The 18,136-nt window shown below is 70.5% G+C and carries 16 protein-coding genes and 1 pseudogene; 10 read left to right on the top strand and 7 right to left on the bottom strand.

The features are described from left to right. The first annotated feature begins 13 nt into the window (after nt 1–13). Complete coding sequence (locus R3F55_19080; protein ID MEZ5669497.1) at nt 14–817, top strand: ferritin-like domain-containing protein; 804 nt, start codon at nt 14–16, stop codon at nt 815–817. 21 nt (nt 818–838) lie between these two features. On the opposite strand, the gene R3F55_19085 is transcribed toward R3F55_19080, so the two are convergent. Then, a complete protein-coding gene (locus R3F55_19085; GenBank protein ID MEZ5669498.1) occupies nt 839–1,270 on the bottom strand; it encodes an EamA family transporter in 432 nt (143 codons plus the stop codon). A 99-nt stretch (nt 1,271–1,369) separates the two neighbouring features. Next, the gene (locus R3F55_19090) at nt 1,370–2,086 is read right to left on the bottom strand and encodes a YARHG domain-containing protein (GenBank protein ID MEZ5669499.1); all 717 of its coding nucleotides are present in this window, start codon (nt 2,084–2,086) and stop codon (nt 1,370–1,372) included. Between the two features lie 303 nt (nt 2,087–2,389). On the opposite strand from R3F55_19090, the gene R3F55_19095 reads away from it, so the two are divergent. Beyond that, complete coding sequence (locus tag R3F55_19095) at nt 2,390–3,178, top strand: peptidoglycan-binding domain-containing protein (protein MEZ5669500.1); 789 nt, start codon at nt 2,390–2,392, stop codon at nt 3,176–3,178. A gap of 240 nt (nt 3,179–3,418) precedes the next feature. Further along, nucleotides 3,419–4,405, top strand: a complete 987-nt coding sequence (argC, locus tag R3F55_19100; GenBank protein MEZ5669501.1) for an N-acetyl-gamma-glutamyl-phosphate reductase — start codon at nt 3,419–3,421, stop codon at nt 4,403–4,405. Here the strand turns inward: argC and R3F55_19105 are convergent. Both R3F55_19105 and R3F55_19110 read right to left on the bottom strand, forming a co-directional pair. Continuing rightward, a complete protein-coding gene (locus tag R3F55_19105) occupies nt 4,383–5,474 on the bottom strand; it encodes a 3-deoxy-7-phosphoheptulonate synthase (protein MEZ5669502.1) in 1,092 nt (363 codons plus the stop codon). The two genes, argC and R3F55_19105, sit on opposite strands and share 23 nt — an antisense overlap. A 243-nt stretch (nt 5,475–5,717) precedes the next feature. After that, complete coding sequence (locus R3F55_19110) at nt 5,718–6,950, bottom strand: MFS transporter (GenBank protein MEZ5669503.1); 1,233 nt, start codon at nt 6,948–6,950, stop codon at nt 5,718–5,720. 134 nt (nt 6,951–7,084) lie between these two features. Between R3F55_19110 and hemB the strand changes: the two are divergent. The 4 genes and pseudogenes from hemB (at nt 7,085) to R3F55_19130 (ending at nt 11,257) form a co-directional block, all read left to right on the top strand. Next, a pseudogene (gene hemB / locus R3F55_19115) lies at nt 7,085–8,106 on the top strand (porphobilinogen synthase). A gap of 22 nt (nt 8,107–8,128) precedes the next feature. Beyond that, a complete protein-coding gene (ppk2, locus tag R3F55_19120; GenBank protein ID MEZ5669504.1) occupies nt 8,129–8,995 on the top strand; it encodes a polyphosphate kinase 2 in 867 nt (288 codons plus the stop codon). 82 nt (nt 8,996–9,077) lie between these two features. After that, nucleotides 9,078–10,400, top strand: a complete 1,323-nt coding sequence (locus R3F55_19125) for a hypothetical protein (protein ID MEZ5669505.1) — start codon at nt 9,078–9,080, stop codon at nt 10,398–10,400. Further along, nucleotides 10,397–11,257, top strand: coding sequence for a hypothetical protein (locus R3F55_19130; GenBank protein MEZ5669506.1), 861 nt, complete (start codon nt 10,397–10,399; stop codon nt 11,255–11,257). The genes R3F55_19125 and R3F55_19130 overlap by 4 nt, the downstream gene beginning before the upstream one ends. 5 nt (nt 11,258–11,262) lie before the next feature. Here the strand turns inward: R3F55_19130 and R3F55_19135 are convergent, their stop codons facing one another. From R3F55_19135 to R3F55_19145, 3 genes are all read right to left on the bottom strand, one after another. After that, complete coding sequence (locus R3F55_19135) at nt 11,263–11,742, bottom strand: response regulator (GenBank protein ID MEZ5669507.1); 480 nt, start codon at nt 11,740–11,742, stop codon at nt 11,263–11,265. A gap of 13 nt (nt 11,743–11,755) precedes the next feature. Beyond that, nucleotides 11,756–12,184 (bottom strand): hypothetical protein, encoded by a 429-nt coding sequence (locus R3F55_19140; protein ID MEZ5669508.1) that lies wholly within the window; start codon nt 12,182–12,184, stop codon nt 11,756–11,758. A 122-nt stretch (nt 12,185–12,306) separates the two neighbouring features. Next, a complete protein-coding gene (locus R3F55_19145; protein MEZ5669509.1) occupies nt 12,307–13,182 on the bottom strand; it encodes an alpha/beta hydrolase in 876 nt (291 codons plus the stop codon). Between the two features lie 69 nt (nt 13,183–13,251). On the opposite strand from R3F55_19145, the gene R3F55_19150 reads away from it, so the two are divergent. Genes R3F55_19150 through R3F55_19160 form a run of 3 tightly spaced genes read left to right on the top strand, consistent with a single transcriptional unit; the run spans nt 13,252 to nt 18,112 of the window. Then, entirely contained in the window at nt 13,252–14,454 is a 1,203-nt protein-coding gene (locus tag R3F55_19150) for a CoA transferase (GenBank protein MEZ5669510.1), read from the top strand. Continuing rightward, on the top strand, nt 14,454–16,895 hold the full coding sequence (locus R3F55_19155; protein ID MEZ5669511.1) for a penicillin acylase family protein: 2,442 nt from the start codon (nt 14,454–14,456) through the stop codon (nt 16,893–16,895). The genes R3F55_19150 and R3F55_19155 overlap by 1 nt, the downstream gene beginning before the upstream one ends. Beyond that, nucleotides 16,892–18,112 carry a threonine ammonia-lyase gene (locus tag R3F55_19160; protein MEZ5669512.1) on the top strand — a complete coding sequence of 407 codons (1,221 nt, stop codon included), beginning with the start codon at nt 16,892–16,894 and terminating at the stop codon, nt 18,110–18,112. Before R3F55_19155 ends, R3F55_19160 begins: the two co-directional genes overlap by 4 nt. Nucleotides 18,113–18,136: the final 24 nt, after the last annotated feature.

Consider the following 18,136-nt stretch of genomic DNA (forward strand, 5'->3'; position numbering starts at 1 on the left):
GCCGCGGTCCGGCATGACCGTGACGCTGAGCGATCGGGCCGTCGGCTGCCTGCGGGCGCAGCAGCCGGCCGAGAAGGTCGCGCTGACCCGCGCGGCGGCGGCCTGGTGGCGCGTGCGGCCGGACCGGCCGCTCGGCCGCGCCGAGCCGCCCGACCGTCCCGGACGTCCGGCCCGCCCGCCGCTGGTTGCGCCCGGCGGCGTACCACGGCGGCGGGTCACGTCGGGGGTGCCCGGACGCGTCGCGCTGTTGCATGCGCTGGCCCATATCGAGCTCAACGCCATCGACCTGGCCTGGGACATGGTAGCGCGTTTCGGACCGGGCCAGCCGCGCGCCTTTTGCGACGACTGGGTGACGGTCGCCGCGGAGGAAGCGCTGCACTTTGCGTTGATCGCCGACCGGCTGGGTGCGCTCGGCGCGGCCTATGGCGACCTCCCGGCCCATGACGGCCTGTGGGAAGCGGCGCAGGCGACGGCGGACGATCTCGCCGGCAGGCTGGCGGTGGTGCCGCTGGTGCTGGAGGCCCGCGGCCTGGATGTGACTCCGGCGATGATCGCACGGCTGCAGGCGGTGGGCGACGAAACCAGCGCCGCCGTGCTGCAGCGCATCTATGACGACGAGATCGGCCATGTCGCGGTAGGCAAGCGCTGGTTCGATACGCTGTGCCGTCAGGACGGCCACGAGCCGCAGGCACGCTGGCAGGCATTGGTGCGCGCGCGTTTCCGCGGCCAGCTGAAACCGCCGTTCAACGAGGCGGCCCGGTCGCGGGCCGGCCTGCCCGCCGCGTGGTACGCCGGCGACAGCGCGGCTATCGCCTGAGGCCGCCTGGCGTGGCCGCGCCTAGCCCCGGTAGCTCACCAGCATCGCGCCGCCGGCGATCAGCGCGATGCCGGCCCAATTCGCCGGGGCGAGGCGCTCGCCCAGGAACGACACGCCGAAGGCCGCGACCAGCACCACGCTGAGCTTGTCGATCGGGGCGACGCGGGCGGCATCGCCCAGCTTCAGCGCACGGAAATAGCAGAGCCAGGACGCGCCGGTGGCCAGGCCGGAGAGCAGCAGGAACAGCTGGCTGCGCGGCGGCATCGCATCGAGGCCGCGCCATGCGCCGCGCGCGGTCACAAGCACCGCCAGCAATGCGACCACGACCAGCGTGCGCAGCAGCGTTGCGAGGTCGGGGTCGACCTCGGCGACGCCGATCTTGGCGAAGATGGCGGTCAGCGCCGCAAAGCCGGCCGACAACAGCGCCCAGAACAACCAGTTCTGCACCAGCATGTGCGAACTCCCGCATCGAGATGCGCCCCCCGGTCTCGCTCAAAGGGCCGCGACCCGGGCACTATGGCACATCGACGGCCTTGGCCGACGGCGCGGCGGTCAGCGGCCCTCTTCGACCGCTTGGATCAGGTCGACATTGGCCTGCTCCGTGCGGCTGAGGGTCACCTGCCGGCCGGCCGGGCGGTACCAGGGCTGGCCGGCGAACCAGGCCTGCAGGTCGGCGCTCTGAAAGACGAAGCCGTGGCGGGCATAGATCTCGTTGCGGGCGAGGCGCAGCTGCGATGGCGACAGCGCCGCCAGTTCGGCGTGCGTCAGCAGGCGCACATCGGAATCGGCGATCACGAAGCCGCCCGTCGCTGCCGGCGCCGTCGTCGACGGCGCGGTCGGTGCCGTTCCGCCCTGGGTCTGGCCCGTACCGAAAAATGCCTGCAGCTCGCCGAACCGGTCGGCCCGCCGCTCGTTCTCGTGCATGGCGCAGACGATCGGGATCAGCGCCTCGGTCATGTCGCCCCACGGCAGCACCCATGCCCAGGCGCAATGCGCATCGCGATAGTCGAGCCAAGCGTCCTGCGCCGCCGCCAGCCGCTGCCGGTCGACATCGGTCGGCTGGCCCGCCATCAGCGCATCGAAGGCCGCCTGCAGTCGGGCCTGCTGTCGCGGTGCCTCGGCATAGTAGCACTGGTCGGCAGCGGCGGTGCCGGTGGCGGCGTCGAGACAGCGCTCGAAGTCGGCGGTCTCCGCGCCGGACAAGGCCGGTGCGGCGCCCGCGCCGAGGACGGCGGCAGCGATGAGGCGAAGCGCGTCGACGGTGCGCAAGGCAGTTCTCCCATGGCAGTGGCAAACGCCACCATGCCGCGCCCGCGTCCGAGGCTGCTTGACCGCCGTCAAACCCGCCAGACCTTGCGAAGGTCATGCACCGCGACGCAGCCGGAGCCTCCTCGCGGAACGGGTTCGGCGGCGCCATCGCCAACCGCCTTCCAAAGCCGCCACCGGCGCCGCGGCGGCGCGGCGCCCGCACATGCCGCTTGCCGAGCGCTGCCGGCTCGGCTTAGCTGCGCGGCGATGAGAACGATACCGGTCTGCAGATGGTATGGGGGCGTTCTCGGGTCGGCTGCACTGGTGGCCTGGCTTGCCGTCCACGCCCCCGCCGCCGCCCAAAGCGTGCCAGAGATCCTGGCCGTGCAGGAGCGCCTGATCGAATTGGGCTACGACCCGGGGCCGGCGGACGGCCTGGCCGGCAGCATGACGCGCAACGCCATCGCCGAGTTCCAACGCGACGTGGGGCTGGAGGAGACCGGCAAGATCACGCTGACGCTGCTGAACGTCCTCGGCGCCAACCCGAACGCGCCGCAGCCGCTGGCCGACGTGCAGGCACGGCTGGTCGACATCATCGGTGCGCGCTGGGACGAAACGGCGGAACCGTCGGGGCCGACCGTATGGATGCCACCGCCGGCCGAGGCCATCCCGGCCTTCGCCGATTATCCGGCGGTGGAGGCGCCCGACGCGCTGGTCGAAAGTGTGGATTTCACCAGCCATCCAGATGCCGCGCTGTTCGAGGCGGCGCTGCGCCAGGCGATCGGCAAGCCCGCCGACTTCGCGGCGCGCTATCGCATCGCCCAGGTCGGCTGCGGCACCACCTGCCAGGCGGTGATCGCGGTCGACGCGACAAGCGGGCGCGTCGTGCCGGGGCCTACGGCGGAGTTCGGCTTCGACTACCGGGACGACAGCCGCCTGCTGGTCGCCAACCCGACCGACGCGGTCACCGCGGCCTTCGGCGACGACATCCCGCTGTGGGCGGCGACCCGATGGTTCGTCTTCGACGGAACCGAGTTCCTGACGCTGACGCCGGTTGCCGGCGAGCCGGGGGTCCTGCCCGACGCGACCGCGGAGACCGGCGGCGACGGTTGAGCGTGCGCTGGATCGCGTCGGCGGCGAACATTGACATCGGCCATGCGCGCGCCGATATAGGCGGCATGCCGAACGCAGCAACCAGCGCCCGACGTCCGCGCATCCGCGCCTCGCGGCTGCGATGACGCGCGCCTCGCGCGCCGACACGCAAGCCGCGCCGCCAGCGCGGCTTTTTTGTTGCCCACCGCCTGCCCGCCGCAACGGCTCGCAGGCAGCCGACCCGAGCCGATGGAGGTTTTGATGACCGACTCCACCGAAAGCCTGCATGCCGAGGCCGGGACGACCCCGCGCACGGGCGGTTCGGCGGCACGCGCGGTCTTCATCGACGGCGAGGCCGGCACCGTAGGCCTGGGCATCCGCGCACGGCTGGCCGAGGTTGGCGGCGTCGAGCTGGTCAGCATCGACGAGGACAAGCGCAAGGACCCCGCCGCGAAGCTGGCGCTGATGCGCCAGGTCGACCTGGTCGTGCTGTGCCTGCCCGACGAGGCGGCGAAGGAAGCGGCGCATGCGATCGAGGGCCTGGGCGCGGCAGCCCCGAAGGTGATCGACGGTTCCAGCGCGCACCGGGTGGCGCCCGGCTGGGTCTACGGCTTTCCCGAGATGGTGGCCGGCCAGGCCGACGCCATTCGCGCCGCGCGCAAGGTGACCAGCCCCGGCTGCTATCCCACCGGCGGCATCGCGCTGCTGCGGCCGCTGGTCGATGCCGGCCTGGTCCCGGTCGAACATCCGATCTCGGTCAACGCCGTCAGCGGCTATTCCGGCGGCGGCAAGGCGATGATCGCAAGCTACGAGGCCGGCACCGCGCCGGCGTTCGAGCTCTACGGTCTGGCGCTGGAACACAAGCACCTGCCGGAGCTGCACAAATACTCCGGCCTGCGGCGGCGGCCGATCTTCGTGCCCTCGGTCGGCAACTTCTACAAAGGCATGCTGGTGTCGGTGCCGCTGCACCTCGACACGCTGCCCGGCACACCCGGCGCGGGCGACCTGCACGCCGCCCTTGCCGAGCGCTACGCCGGCTCGGCGCTGGTGCAGGTCATGCCGCTGGACGGCCCGGACATGCCGGTGCGGCTGGAGCCGGAAGGCCTGAACGACACCGACCGCATGGAACTTCGGGTCTACGACAACCCGACCCATCGCCAGGCGGTGCTGATCGCCCGCCTCGACAACCTGGGCAAGGGTGCCTCCGGCGCTGCCGCCCAAAACGTCAGGCTGATGCTCGACTGCTGACCCGGCTGCCGGCCGCCGCCCGCCGCCGCGCGGCGACCGCGCCGGCGAGGCGGTCCAGCACCGCCACGGTGTCGTCCCAGCCGATGCAGCCGTCGGTGACGCTCTGGCCGTAGACCAGCGGCTTGCCCGCCTCCAGTTCCTGGCGCCCCGCAACCAGGTTGCTCTCCACCATCACGCCGATGATACGGCCGTCGCCGGCGGCGAGCTGCGCCGCGACGTCGTCCACCACCTTCGGCTGGTTCTCCGGCTTCTTGGCGCTGTTGGCGTGGCTGGCGTCGATCATCACCTGCGGCCGCAGCCCGGCGCCTTCCAGCGCCGCGCAGGCCTCGTCGACGCTGGCGGCATCGTAGTTCGGCGCCTTGCCGCCGCGCAGGATGACGTGGCAGTCCGCATTGCCGGCCGTCTCGGCGATGGCGCACTGGCCCGCCTTGGTCACCGCCAGGAAATGGTGAGGCTGCGAGGCGGCACGGATCGCGTCGATGGCGATGCGCACGTTGCCGTCGGTGCCGTTCTTGAACCCGACCGGGCAGGAAAGCCCCGACGCCATCTCGCGATGGATCTGGCTTTCGGTCGTGCGCGCGCCGATCGCGCCCCAGCCGACCAGGTCGGCGATGTACTGCGGCGTGGTGGTGTCGAGATATTCGCAGCCGGCCGGCAGGCCGAGGTGGTTGATGTCGGCGAGCAGGCCGCGCGCCAGCCGCAGTCCCTTGTCGATGTGGAAGCTGCCATCGAGGTCGGGATCGTTGATCAGGCCCTTCCAGCCGACGGTCGTCCGCGGCTTCTCGAAATAGACCCGCATGACGATCTCCAGGTCGCCGGCCAGACGGCGGCGCTGTTCGGCCAGCCGCGCGGCATAATCCATCGCCGCCGCCGGGTCGTGGATCGAGCACGGCCCAATCACCACGGCCAGCCGGTCGTCTGACCCGGTCAGGATGCCGTGCAGCGCGCGTCGCGTCGCGGTCACGGTCGCAGTTGCGGCATCGCTGCGCGGATGCTCGGCCATCACCTCGGCCGGCGTGCTCAGCGCCTTGATCGCACGGATGCGGATATCGTCGGTATTGTCCGGCACGGTCTTGCTCCTCTCAGGGGTCCCGGCCGGCGGCACAAAAAAACCGCCAGGGGGATCTGGCGGTTGCTTGGGTTCCTCGTCGCTGTCTGATCAGTCCGCGCGCAACCCATCCCCCGCCAGAGGCAGCGGATAGCTAAAGTAATAATAGCTGACGGACGCGTTGATCATGGCCGGATCATAGCGCGCTTCGGCCGCCGAGTCACCGCCCGAATCGGCCGCCGGGCGCCGTGCCCGCTCCGGACGTCAGGCCGCGGCCGGCTGGCGGCGCAGGCGCTCCACCGGTGCGTCGCCCATCGGCAGGTGGATCAGCGCGGCGGCAACGCCGAGCGCGACAGCGATCCACCAGACCGTATCGTAGGAGCCGGTCCGCTCGAACAGCAACCCGCCCAGCCAGACGCCGATGAAGGCGCCGACCTGATGGCTGAGGAAGACGATGCCGAAAAGGGTCGATATGTAGCGCGGGCCGAACAGCTGTGCGACCAGCCCGGTGGTCAGCGGGACGGTGCTGAGCCAGAGGAAGCCGATCGCCGCGGCGAAGACCAGCACGCTGACGGTCGACGGCGGCACCAGCAGGAAGCCCAGGATCACCACCGCCCGGGTGCCGTAGAGCAGGCTGAGCAGGTATTTCTTGCGGTAGCGTCCGCCGAGCGCCCCGGCGGTCAACGTGCCGAGGATGTTGAACAGCCCGACCAGGCCCAGCGCCCACGCAGCCACCTGCGGGTCGAGACCCGACACCTCGACATAGCCCGGCAGGTGGGTGGCGATGAACGCGACATGGAAGCCGCAGACGAAGAAGCCGGCGGTGAGCAGCCAGTAGCCGGAATGGCCGCTGGCCTCGCGCAGGGCGGCACGCAGCGTCTGTTGCGGCGCGTCGGCCGCGCCGTCGTGCTGCGGCTTGCCGATCAGCGCCAGCGCGCACGGGATCATCACCAGCACCGCGGCGGCATAGATCAGCAGGGCATTCGACCAGCCCAGCGCGTCGATCAGCGCCTGGCCGGTCGGCGCGATGGCGAACTGACCGAACGACCCCATCGCGCTGCCGAGGCCCAGCGCCATGCTGCGCTTCTCCGGCGGATAGGCCCGGCCGATCGCGCCCAGCACCACGGCGAAGGCGGTGCCGCTGAGGCCCATGCCGATGATCAGGCCGGCGCCGACGTGGAACACGATCTCCCATCCCGGCATTGCCATGATCAGCAGGCCGGCAAAATACAGCAGCGCGCCCAAGATCACCGTGCGCGCGGTGCCATAGCGGTCGGCCAGCGCGCCGAACACCGGCTGGAACACACCCCACAGCAGGTTCTGCAGCGCGATCGCCAGCGAGAACGAGGCGACGCCCCAGCCCAGGCTGTCGTTCCACGGCTCGATGAACAGGCCGAAGCTCTGCCGCACGCCCAGATTGAGCGACAGGATCAGGCCGCCGCAGACGAGGACCACGACGGGGGCCACGGCGGGCGCGGCGGCACGGGCGATGGACATGGCTCGGATGCTCCTGCCGCCTCACTTAGAGCCGCGCGCGAGGCAAGAAAAGCGCGATATTGCATCGATTGCACCGCTTGAACGGCGCGCGGGCGGTGTGTAGGCCTGTCGGCAACGACAAACGGAGCACGCCCATGCCCGCCCACCGCAGCGAAGACGGCGGCCGTCCCCTGGCCGGATTTCCGCGCAGCCGGCCGCGCCGTCTGCGCCAGGCGCCGTGGATCCGCGCCCTGGTCCGCGAGACCGAGCTGCGTCCGGCCGACCTGATCTGGCCGCTGTTCGTGATCGAGGGCCGCAACGTGGCCGAGCCGGTGCCGTCGATGCCCGGCGTCGAGCGGCTGTCGGTCGATCGCGCGGTCAAGGCGGCCACGCGTGCCGCCGGTCTCGGCATCCCGATGCTGGCGCTGTTCCCGGCGCTGGACCCGGCGCTGCGTAGCCTCGATGCGCGCGAGGCGATGAATCCGGACAACCTGGTCTGCCGTGCCGCCCGGGCGATCAAGGACGCGGTGCCGGAGATCGGGCTGATGGGCGACGTCGCGCTCGATCCTACACTACCCATGGCCACGACGGCGTCATGGAGCACGGGCGCATCGTCAACGACGCCACCGTGTCGATACTGTGCAGCCAGTCGCTGACGCTGGCCGCGGCCGGCTTCGAGGTGATCGCGCCGTCCGACATGATGGACGGCCGCATCGGCGCCATTCGCGATGCGCTTGACCGCGGCGGGTTCCAGGACCGGATGATCATGGCCTATGCCGCCAAATATGCCTCGGCGTTCTACGGCCCGTTCCGCGATGCAGTCCGTTCCACCGGCGCGCTGAAGGGCGACAAGCGCACCTACCAGCTCGACTACGGCAATGGCGACGAAGCGATGTACGAGATCGCGCTCGACCTGGCCGAGGGCGCCGACATGGTGATGGTCAAGCCGGGCATGCCCTATCTCGACATCGTGCGCCGCGCCAAGGAGCGATTCGGCGCGCCGACCTTCGCCTATCAGGTCAGCGGCGAATATGCCATGCTGTGCGCCGCCGCCGCCCAGGGCTGGCTGGACCGCGACCGGGTCGTGATCGAGGCCCTCTCCGGTTTCAAGCGGGCCGGCGCCGACGGCGTGCTGACCTATTTCGCGGTCGAGGCCGCCGAGACGTTGAACCGCTGAGCCACCGACGCTGGACACTGCGATGGGCAACAAGGACGACGACAAGAAAAAGAAGACGAAGGACGACAGGGACGGCGCGCGCCGGCGCGACCCCAAGGGCGCGGCACTGCGCGACTTCGAGTTCGGCGAATACCCCTATCGCGACCGCATGGACACGAAGGACTACGAGGAGCAGCTCCGTCTGCTGCAGATCGAGCTGCTCAAGGTCCAGCGCTGGGTGGCCGAGGCAGAGCAGAAGGTCGTCGCCGTATTCGAGGGCCGCGATGCCGCCGGCAAGGGCGGCACCATCAAGCGCTTCATGGAGCACATGAATCCGCGCGGCGCCCGCGTCGTCGCGCTGCTCAAGCCGACCGAGCGCGAGCGCAGCCAGTGGTACTTCCACCGCTATGTCGAGCACCTGCCGGCTGCAGGCGAGATCGCGCTGTTCGACCGCTCCTGGTACAACCGCGCCGGCGTCGAGAAGGTGATGGGCTTCTGCACCGACGACCAGTATCGCGAGTTCCTGCACCAGTGCCCGGAGTTCGAGCGGATGCTGGTCCGCTCCGGCCTGCACCTGATCAAATACTGGCTGACCGTGACCAAGGACGAGCAGGCGAAGCGGTTCGACGACCGCCAGAACGACCCGCTGAAGCAATGGAAGCTGTCGCCGATCGACATCGCCTCGCGCGACAAGTGGGCGGAGTACAGCGAGGCGCGCGACGCCATGTTCGATCACACCGACACCGAGCATGCGCCCTGGACGGTGATCAAGTCCGACGACAAGAAGCGGGCGCGGATCGCCTGCCTGCGCCACTTCCTGGGTTCGCTGGACTACAAGGACCGCGACGACAAGGTGGTGGTCGCGCCCGACCCGGCCATCCTGCGCGCCCGGTCGGCGATGGACGTCTGAGAGCGCCCGCCCTGCCGCAAAGCTGCCGCAATCGCACGGTCGGCTCTGCGGAGCGGGCGGCGACCGGGGGGCACGACGAGCGATGGCGCAAGAGCTGAGGCGGAACCTGCGGGCGCTGGAGACGACCACCAGCGCGACGCTGGCGATCATGGCGACAGGCAGCGGCTACTGGACCTATCTCGGCGTCAAGGGTCTGCTGGACGACAACGGCCTGACGTCTCTGGGCGGCGCGGTGATCTATTCCGTCGCCGTCTCGGTCGCGATCTATGCCTTCTGGACCTACCTGATGCGCTTCCTGCCGGCGATGACCGGCGGCGGCAGCCGGCTCGCCCTGTTCCTGGCCATGGGCCTTGGCTGCATAGGCATCGTGGCGATGTCGAGCTGGCTCAATGCCGCCGCGCTCGCCGGCTCCGCCGCGATCGAGCAGCACCTGGCCGAGGCGACGGAGGAATACCAGTCTCGGCTGGAAGCGGCGAACGAGAATGCGCTGGCCGCGCAGACCCTGCTGCCCGACCTGGAACTGGCTGCCGCGCGCTTCGCCGACCTGGCCGCGTCGGAGGAGACCAGCGGCTCGCTGACCGGCTCGGCCGGGCACGGCACCATTGTCGCGCTGCTGACCCAGACGTCGCGCCAGCTGGCCGACCTCGCCGAGCGCATCCGCGACTCCCGCGACCAGGTCGAGGACCTGTACGAGCGCGGCAGCCAGCATCTGGTGGCGATGCGGCGGCTGACCGGCAATGTCGGCCAGCGGCCGATCGACGAGCGCGCCGTGGCCTTCGCCGACGAGGCGGTCGCGCTGGTCGGGGTGATCACCGCCCTGCAGCAGAGCTCGGTCGCGCCCGCGGTCAAGCGGGCGGCAGACGACCTGGCCGAGACCTTCGTACGGCCGGCGCCCTCCGGCGGGGCCAGCGACCTCGGCCAGCGCCAGGAGGCGGTGATCGAATCCGTCGCCGATTCGGTGGAGCAGACCAGCGTCGCCCTGTCGCGCGCGGCCGGCGAGATCCTCGACCGGCCGGCGGTGCTGCCGTTCCGCTTCACTCCGGTCAGCAGCGCCGAAGCGGTGCTGCTCTATGCCGACGACTTCGTGCCGTCATGGGCTGGCGCCATCGCGATCGACATGATGCCGGCGGTGCTGGTGCTCGTGCTGATGGTGGTCCATGGCGTCATCCGCCAGCGCGAGAGCGGCAGCGACCTCGACGGCCGCACCCTGACCGTGGCGGAGCTGACCGGCGCGCTGGCCGCGCTGGAGCGCATCCAGGGTTCGCACGCGCTGCGCCCGGCCGCGGCCGCAACCGAAGCCGCGTCCGACGACGCGAGCGCAGCCGGCCGTGACGGCGCCGCCGAGCCGTCGGCCTCGGTGACCGCGATCCACCGGCCGCGCCAGCCGGGCGGGCCGGCGGCATGACCGCGCCGGTACTGGCCAAGGCGCCGCCGGCCCTGGTCCAGGTGCTGACCGCGCCGATCTGGCTGGTGGCACTTGCCGCGATGCTGGGTGCTGCCGCACTGGTGGTTTTCGACCTGTCCGCCGCCGTGGGAACCGCCGTCGAGGATCGGCCCGGTCTGCCGCTGCCGGAGACGCTGGTCACCGCGCCGGGCTCCGGCGCACCGTCGATCCTCGACCCGTTCGTCAGTCCGCCCGCACCCGGCGACAACGTGCGCCCCTATTCGCCGTCGGTGCGGCCGCTGGCACCCGAGCGCGGCCAGCCGCAGCTGCCGTTCGGCGGCGAGCCGCTGCCGGTCAGCCAGGCGGCGATGCAGTTCAGCCTGCACCAGGCCGGTGGCGTGACCTACATCCTGGCGGCCGGTCGGATCGCCCCCGGCAGCGCGCAGGACCTGCTGGGCTTCGACATCGACCACGACCGCAAGGCGACGCTGGTCGTGTTCGACAGCCCGGGCGGATCGGTAACCGAGGCTATGCAGATGGGCGCGGTCATCCGTGCCCGCGGCCTCGACACCATGGTGGTCGACGACGGGCTATGCGCCTCGTCCTGCCCGCTGGCCTTCGCCGGCGGGGTCCGGCGCATCGCCTTTGCCGGCAGCTGGATCGGCGTCCACCGCGCCTTCATCACCGAGGGCGGCGGCGACACCCAGAGCGGCCTGCGCCAGGGCCAGCAGGTCGCCGCGGCCTGCATGCGCCACCTGGAACAGCTCGGCGTGGACCCGCGGGCCTGGATTCCCGCCCTGTCGACGTCCTGGGACGACATCTATTTCTTCACGGCCGACCAGCTGACCACCTTCGCCTTCGCGACCGAGATCCGCTGACCGGCCTACGCGGCCGCCGGGCGCGGCGCCACGGTCAGCTCGATCAGCTCCGATGCATAGTCCGCCGGACTGGCCGGCATGCTGGCCCGCACCGCCGGCCGGGCCGTTTCGATCGTCTTCGCCAGCTTGGTCACCTTGGTCAGGATCGTCTTCGCGTTGTACGGCTTGGCGATGAAGTCGGTGACGCCGAATTCCTTCGCCCGCAAAATCGAGTCCACGTCGGACTTGGCCGTCACCATGACGAAGGGCAGCTGCGCGTGGCGCTCGCGCACGCGGCGCAGGAAGTGCAGCCCGCTCACTTCCGGCATCCGCCAGTCGCACATCACGATGTCGACCGGCTCGACGCCGCGCTCCAGCGTGGCGAAGGCCTGCTTGGCATCGGTCGCGTCCAGTACCTTGCCGACCCCGATCCGGTTCAGCACCATCTTCAGCAGGTTGATTGCGCCGACGTTGTCGTCGACAATCAGGACACAGAGGTCGGCCATCTCTTTTGCCATTTCAGTGCGATTCCGTCTGGGCCGCCGGGTACCGCGTCTCCAGCCGCGACGCGGCGGCTTCGATAGCGCCGAGCAACCGCGGCAGCAGCGCCTCGATCCGCGCGTCGCATCTGCCGTCGCTCGCCAGTTCTAGTTCGGCCGCCAGCCGGTGCGCCCTTGCCATGCCCAGCCCGCCACAGGTCGACGCCAGGTCGTGCGCCAGTGCGGCCACCCGGGCCGACGGTCCGTGGGAACCGGCCTCCGCCAACGCACCCGCCGACCGGCGCGCCGCATGGCACTGGCCGGACAGGAAACGGGCGAAATCGGGCTCCGTGAAGAACGAGCGCCAATCGTCGACGATCACCTGGTCGATTTCAGGAAGCTCGTCAAAGCCCACACAGGCATCCCCGAAAAATTCAACTGCATTGACTTGAACTTTGTCCGACGACATCACAACCCCCACGGTATTTATTGATGTTCACCGTATTCGTTTTGTGAATATATGAGGATGTTTGGACAACCGCAATACAATATCGGTTTGGTTTTCGCTCAAATTATAGCTTTATTGTACCTTCACCGCGCGACGCCGACCTCACGCCCGGCCAGCCATGCCTCGACCGCAGCGATCTGGCCGTCGTCCATCAGTGCCGGCGCGTGCCCCGCATCGGCGACGACGAACTCCGCGACGCGTCCGCTGCGGTGGGTCCGCTTCATCTGCGCCACCGTTTCCGCCGAAAGCAGGTCGGAGCGGGCGCCGCGGACCGCCAGCACCGGCGCGTCGACGCGGGCCCAGGCCTCCCAAAGCGCGACGTCCTGCGGATCGCCTTGCGCACGAAAGGCGTCGCCGATCTTCGGATCGTAGCCGAGGATGTAGTAGCCGCCGCGCATGTGCTGCAGGCTGTGATCGGCAAGATGGCGCCACTGCGCGTCGGTGAGCGTTCCGAACGGCGCATGGATCTCGCGCAGATAGGCCTCGCCCTGCTCCAGCGTATCGAAGCGGACCGGCTTGCCCACATAGGCGGCGAGACGGCCGAGGAACGCGCCGGGAATCAACGGGCCGATGTCGTTCATGACCAGCCGGCGGATCGGCGAGCGCAGCCCGGCGGCGAGGAACATGCCGATCAGCCCGCCCATTGATGTGCCGACCCAGTCCACCGCCTCCACATCGAGGCGGGCAATCAGCGCAGCCATGTCGGCGCAATATTGCGGATAGCCGTAGCCGGCCGGATCGGTCAGCCACATGCTGCGGCCGCGCCCGACGACGTCGGGACAGACCACGCGCCGTCCGGCCGCCGCCAGCCGACCGGCCAGGGCATCGAAATCCCGCCCGTTCCGGGTCAACCCGTGCACGCACACCACCGGACAGGGGTCGTCGGCCGGACCCCATTCCGTATAGGCGACCTTGTGGAATCCCGCTGCCGTCAGCCCGAGAAAATGCTTCTGCTGCATGGTCTTTCCCGCCTATCGTCCGGCCGCGGCAGCCGCGGCACCACCATGGACGGAGATAGACGCAACACGATGACGGCTCAATCGCCGAGCACTACGCCGGACGGCGCCGGCCCGCTGGCCGGCATCGTCGTGCTGGACCTGACCCGCGTGCTGGCGGGCCCCTACTGCACCATGGTGCTGGCCAACCTGGGCGCGCGAGTGATCAAGATCGAGCGGCCGGGCACCGGGGAGGACAGCCGCGCCTTCGGGCCCTATGTCAATGGCGTGTCGGCCTATTTCCTGTCGCTCAACCATGGCAAGCAGAGCCTGGCGCTGGACCTGAAGCTGGCCGAGGATCGGGCCGTGTTCGACCGGCTGCTCGCGCGCGCCGACGTGCTGGTCGAGAACTTCCGTCCCGGCACGCTGGACCGGCTCGGCTATGGCTGGGAGGCGGTGCACGCCCGTCACCCGCGGCTGGTCTACGCCGCCTGCTCCGGCTTCGGCCAGACCGGTCCCTATGCCGACCGGCCGGCCTATGACATGGTGGTGCAGGCCATGGGCGGCATCATGAGCATCACCGGCCAGCCCGGCGCGCCGCCGACGCGGGTCGGCACTTCGGTCGGCGACATCACCGCCGGCCTGTTCACCGCGATCGGCATCCAGGCCGCGCTGATCGAGCGCGCCCGCACCGGTACCGGCCAGCTGGTCGACGTCGCCATGCTCGACTGCCAGGTCGCCATCCTGGAGAACGCGATCGCCCGCTACGTCGCCACCGGCCGCGTGCCAGGCCCGATGGGTGCCCGTCACCCGTCGATCACGCCATTCGAGGCCTTCCACGCCGACGACGGCCACATCATCATCGCGGCCGGCAACGACTCGCTGTTCGCCCGGCTGGCGTCGGCGCTCGGCCGCCCTGAGCTGGCCGCGGACCCCCGTTTCGCCACCAACGACGCCCGCACCGCCCATGTCGATGCGGTGAAGACCGAGATCGAGGCCGCGCTGGCGGGCGGCAGCGTCGCGCATTGGCTTGCCGTGCTGCAGGCCGCCGGCGTGCCCTGCGGCCCGATCAACGACGTGGCGACGGTGCTGGCCGATCCCCATATCCGGGGACGCAACATGATCGCGACGCTGGCCGACGGCCCCAATGCCGGCTTCGTGGTCGCCGGGAACCCCATCAAGCTGTCGGGCCATGCGGATACGGCCTCGCGGCCCGGCGCGCCGGTGCTCGACGCCGACCGCCCGACGATCCTGGCCTGGCTGAACAATTCCCATGACCCGGGGGATCCGCACTGATGCGCTTCCTGCGCCGCACGTTCCGCATCCTGATCTGGCTGACCGGCAGCATCGTCATGCTGGCGATGCTGCTGGTCGGCGGCGCGCTGATCTGGCTGAGCTCGTCCGAGCCGCAGATCGACGGCGAGATCGTGCTGGCCAGCCCGCAGGCGCCGGTCACCGTGCTGCGCGACGCCCGCGGCATCGTCCACATCCGCGCCGACAACGAGGCGGACGCCTACTATGCGCTCGGCTTCGTCCATGCCCAGGACCGCTTCCCGCAGATGGAGCAGATGCGGCGCCTCGGTGCCGGCCGGCTGTCGGAGATCGTGGCGATCGATTCGGTCGTCGACCTCGACAGGTTCGCCCGCACCCTCGGTCTCTATCGGCTGGCGGAACAGACCTACGAAACCGCGAGCCCGGAGCTGAAGGCGACGCTCGATGCCTATGCTGCCGGCGTCAACGGCTACCTCGCGACCCACGAGGGCGCCTGGTCGCCGGCGATGTACATGCGGCTGCCGCCCAGCTTCGACCTCGACAGCTATCGCCCCGAGCCGTGGCGGCCGGCGGACTCGCTGGTGTGGGGCAAGCTGATGGCCATCTTCCTGGCCGGCTGGAATTTCTCGTACGAGATCGAGCGGATGCGGGTCGAGCGCGTCCTCGGCCCGGCGCTGACATCGGAATACTACCCCGACCTGCCGGAATCGGAATACGGCCCCACCCTACCCGTCTGGGACCAGGCGGCGCTGGATGCCGATGCCGACTGGCAGGCGGCCGCCGCCGACATTCCGCCGCTGTTCCGCACACCCTGGGACGCGTCCAACGCCTGGGTGGTCGACGGCAGCATGACCGCCAGCGGCATGCCGCTGCTCGCCAACGACCCGCACCTGCGCCACGGCCTGCCCGGCACATGGTACATGGTCCACATCAAGACGCCGACGATGGACCTGGTCGGCGGTACCACGCCGGGGGTGCCGTTCCACATCCTCGGCCACAACGGCCACATCGCCTGGGGCTTCACCACCACCCATTCCGACATGGCCGACACGTTCATCGAGCGGCTGAACCCGGACGACACGGCCCAGTACCAGACGCCGAACGGCTGGGCAGCCGTCGAAACCCGCGCGGAGACGCTGGCCATCGCCGGCGGCGACAGCCTGACCTTCACGGTCCGCCAGACCCGCCACGGCCCGGTCATCTCCGATCTGCGCCCCGACGATGCGGCCGATGTTCTGGCGGAGGGCGAAATCCTGGCGCTGTCCGCGCCCTATCTGCTACCCGACGACACCACGGCCGAGGGTATGCTGCGGCTGAACCGGGCGACCGACTGGGCGAGCTTCCGCGAGGCGGCGCGGCTGTTCGTCGCGCCGCAGCAGAACATGCACTATGGCGACACCGCCGGGAACATCGGCTTCATCGCGCCGGCCCGCGTTCCGATCCGGGCCGGCGGCGACGGCCGCGCCCCGGCGCCCGGGTGGAGCGGCGCGTTCGACTGGGTCGGCTGGATCCCGTTCGACGACCTGCCGCAGGCGTTCAACCCGCCCGCCCACAGCATCGTCAACGCCAACAACCGGGTTGTCGGCGACGACTACCCCTATTTCCTCGGCAGCACCTACGACTTCCCCTATCGCAGCGACCGCATCCACCAGATGCTGGACGGGGCCGACGCGCTGACCGCCGCCGATTTCCGCGCCATGCAGCACGACGTGCTGTCGTTGGAGGCCCGTCAGCTGCTGCCGCTGATGCTGGACGGCGAGTTCCGCGATCCGCGTGCCCAGGCCGCCGCCGCCCGGCTCGCCGCCTGGGACGGCCGGATGACGGCCGACGCGGCCGAGCCACTGATTTACGAGGCGTGGGCACGTGAGCTGAACCGCACCATCCCCGCCGACGAACTGGGCGCGATCTTTCCCGACGTATTCTCGCGCAAGCCGGATTTCGTCGCCGCGGTGCTGACCGAGATGCCGCACTGGTGCGACGACGTCACCACCGACTCGGTCGAGGACTGCGACGCCATGCGCGAGCGCTCGCTGCTGGCCGCGCTCGATTTCCTGGCCGCGCGCTATGGCGACGACCCCGCACAATGGGCCTGGGGCGAGGCCCACCGCGCGAACTTCCGCCACCAGGCGATCGGCCGCATCCCGCTGCTCGGCGACTGGCTCGACGCCTCGGTGCCGACCGGCGGCAGCTGGGCGACCGTGATGCGCGGCGGCACCCCGTTCGGCAACGACGACGACCCGTTCCTGAACGTCCACGGGGCCGGGCTGCGCGCGGTCTACGACCTCGGCGACCTCGACCAGTCGGTGTTCTCGATGGCGCCCGGCCAGTCCGACAATCCCTATTCGCCCTACTGGTCGAACCTGGCCCAGCCCTGGGCCGACGGCGAGTATTGGCCGATTCCGACGTCCTGGGCCCAGGCGGAGGACAACGCGGTCGCCACCCTGATCCTGCGGCCCGGCGGATGAGCGCCGAGGACTTCGCCGTCGGCGTCGACGACATCCGCGCCGCGGCGGCGCGGATCGCCGACGCCACCATCGCCACGCCGACCGTGCCGGCGCCGGCGTTGTCGGCACGGCTGGGCTGCGACCTGTTCCTGAAGCTGGAAACCCTGCAGGTTACCGGCTCGTTCAAGCCGCGGGGCGCCCTGAACAAACTGCTGAGCCTGCCCGAGGACGCGCGCCGCCGCGGCGTGATCGCGATGTCGGCCGGCAACCACGCACAGGGCGTGGCCTATCACGCCGGCCGGCTCGGCATCCCGGCGACCATCGTCATGCCGCTGGGCACGCCGTTCACCAAGATCGCGTCGACCGAAGGCTATGGGGCGACCGTCGACCTGTTCGGCCACGAGATCGACGCCTGCCGCGCCCATGCGCGCAAGCTCGCCGACGAGCGCGGCCTGACCCTGATCCACCCCTATGACGACCCGGCGATCATCGCCGGCCAGGGCAGCGTCGCGCTGGAGATGCTGGCCGCCGTGCCGGACCTGCAGGCGCTGGTGGTGCCGATCGGCGGCGGCGGGCTGATGGCCGGCATCGCCATCGCCGCGCGTGCGGTGCGCCCCGACATCGCGCTGATCGGCGTGCAGTCGGCCGCCTATCCCACGCTGGCGCGCGACGGGCGGCCGCTGCCGGGCGGGACCACCCTGGCCGAGGGCATCGCCGTGCGCACGCCGGGCAGCCTGACCCGGCCGGTGATCGGCGCGCTGGTCGACGACATCCTGGTGGTCGACGACAGCCGCATCGAACAGGCGATCGCGCTGATGGCCGAACGCGCCAACGTGGTCGCCGAAGGCGCCGGGGCGGCCGGGCTGGCCGCGATCATGGCCGAGCCGGAACGCTTCGCCGGCGTGCGCGTCGGTCTTGTCGTCTGCGGCGGCAATATCGACAACCGCCTGCTGTCGTCCGTGCTGCTGCGCAGCCTGATCACCGACGGGCGCATGATGGGGCTGCGGCTGCGGATCGAGGATCGGCCGGGCGCGCTGGCCTCGCTGGTCGGCACGGTTGCCGACGTCGGCGGCAACATCGTCGAGGTCGCACACCGGCGATTGCACCTCGACGTGCCGGTCAAGTCGGTCGAGATCGACATCGAGATCGAGACCCGCGGCCCGGCCCACGGCCAGAAGGTGATCGACGCGCTGCAGCGCATCGGCGCGGCCTGCACCCGGCTGGACGAGATCGACTGAGCGAAGCCGGCCGGCTTCACCGGC

Source organism: Alphaproteobacteria bacterium (assembly GCA_041396705.1).
In the GTDB taxonomy this organism is placed as follows: domain Bacteria; phylum Pseudomonadota; class Alphaproteobacteria; order CALKHQ01; family CALKHQ01; genus CALKHQ01.

What these genes read in the sequence shown, in the direction of transcription:
- R3F55_19135 (MEZ5669507.1), bottom strand. Translation starts at nt 11,742, where the DNA reads ATGGCCGACCTCTGTGTCCTGATTGTCGACGACAACGTCGGCGCAATC.
- R3F55_19150 (MEZ5669510.1), top strand. Translation starts at nt 13,252, where the DNA reads ATGACGGCTCAATCGCCGAGCACTACGCCGGACGGCGCCGGCCCGCTG.
- R3F55_19160 (MEZ5669512.1), top strand. Translation starts at nt 16,892, where the DNA reads ATGAGCGCCGAGGACTTCGCCGTCGGCGTCGACGACATCCGCGCCGCG.
- R3F55_19080 (MEZ5669497.1), top strand. Translation starts at nt 14, where the DNA reads ATGACCGTGACGCTGAGCGATCGGGCCGTCGGCTGCCTGCGGGCGCAG.
- R3F55_19140 (MEZ5669508.1), bottom strand. Translation starts at nt 12,184, where the DNA reads ATGTCGTCGGACAAAGTTCAAGTCAATGCAGTTGAATTTTTCGGGGAT.
- R3F55_19125 (MEZ5669505.1), top strand. Translation starts at nt 9,078, where the DNA reads ATGGCGCAAGAGCTGAGGCGGAACCTGCGGGCGCTGGAGACGACCACC.
- ppk2 (MEZ5669504.1), top strand. Translation starts at nt 8,129, where the DNA reads ATGGGCAACAAGGACGACGACAAGAAAAAGAAGACGAAGGACGACAGG.
- R3F55_19130 (MEZ5669506.1), top strand. Translation starts at nt 10,397, where the DNA reads ATGACCGCGCCGGTACTGGCCAAGGCGCCGCCGGCCCTGGTCCAGGTG.
- argC (MEZ5669501.1), top strand. Translation starts at nt 3,419, where the DNA reads ATGACCGACTCCACCGAAAGCCTGCATGCCGAGGCCGGGACGACCCCG.
- R3F55_19155 (MEZ5669511.1), top strand. Translation starts at nt 14,454, where the DNA reads ATGCGCTTCCTGCGCCGCACGTTCCGCATCCTGATCTGGCTGACCGGC.
- R3F55_19145 (MEZ5669509.1), bottom strand. Translation starts at nt 13,182, where the DNA reads ATGCAGCAGAAGCATTTTCTCGGGCTGACGGCAGCGGGATTCCACAAG.
- R3F55_19085 (MEZ5669498.1), bottom strand. Translation starts at nt 1,270, where the DNA reads ATGCTGGTGCAGAACTGGTTGTTCTGGGCGCTGTTGTCGGCCGGCTTT.
- R3F55_19110 (MEZ5669503.1), bottom strand. Translation starts at nt 6,950, where the DNA reads ATGTCCATCGCCCGTGCCGCCGCGCCCGCCGTGGCCCCCGTCGTGGTC.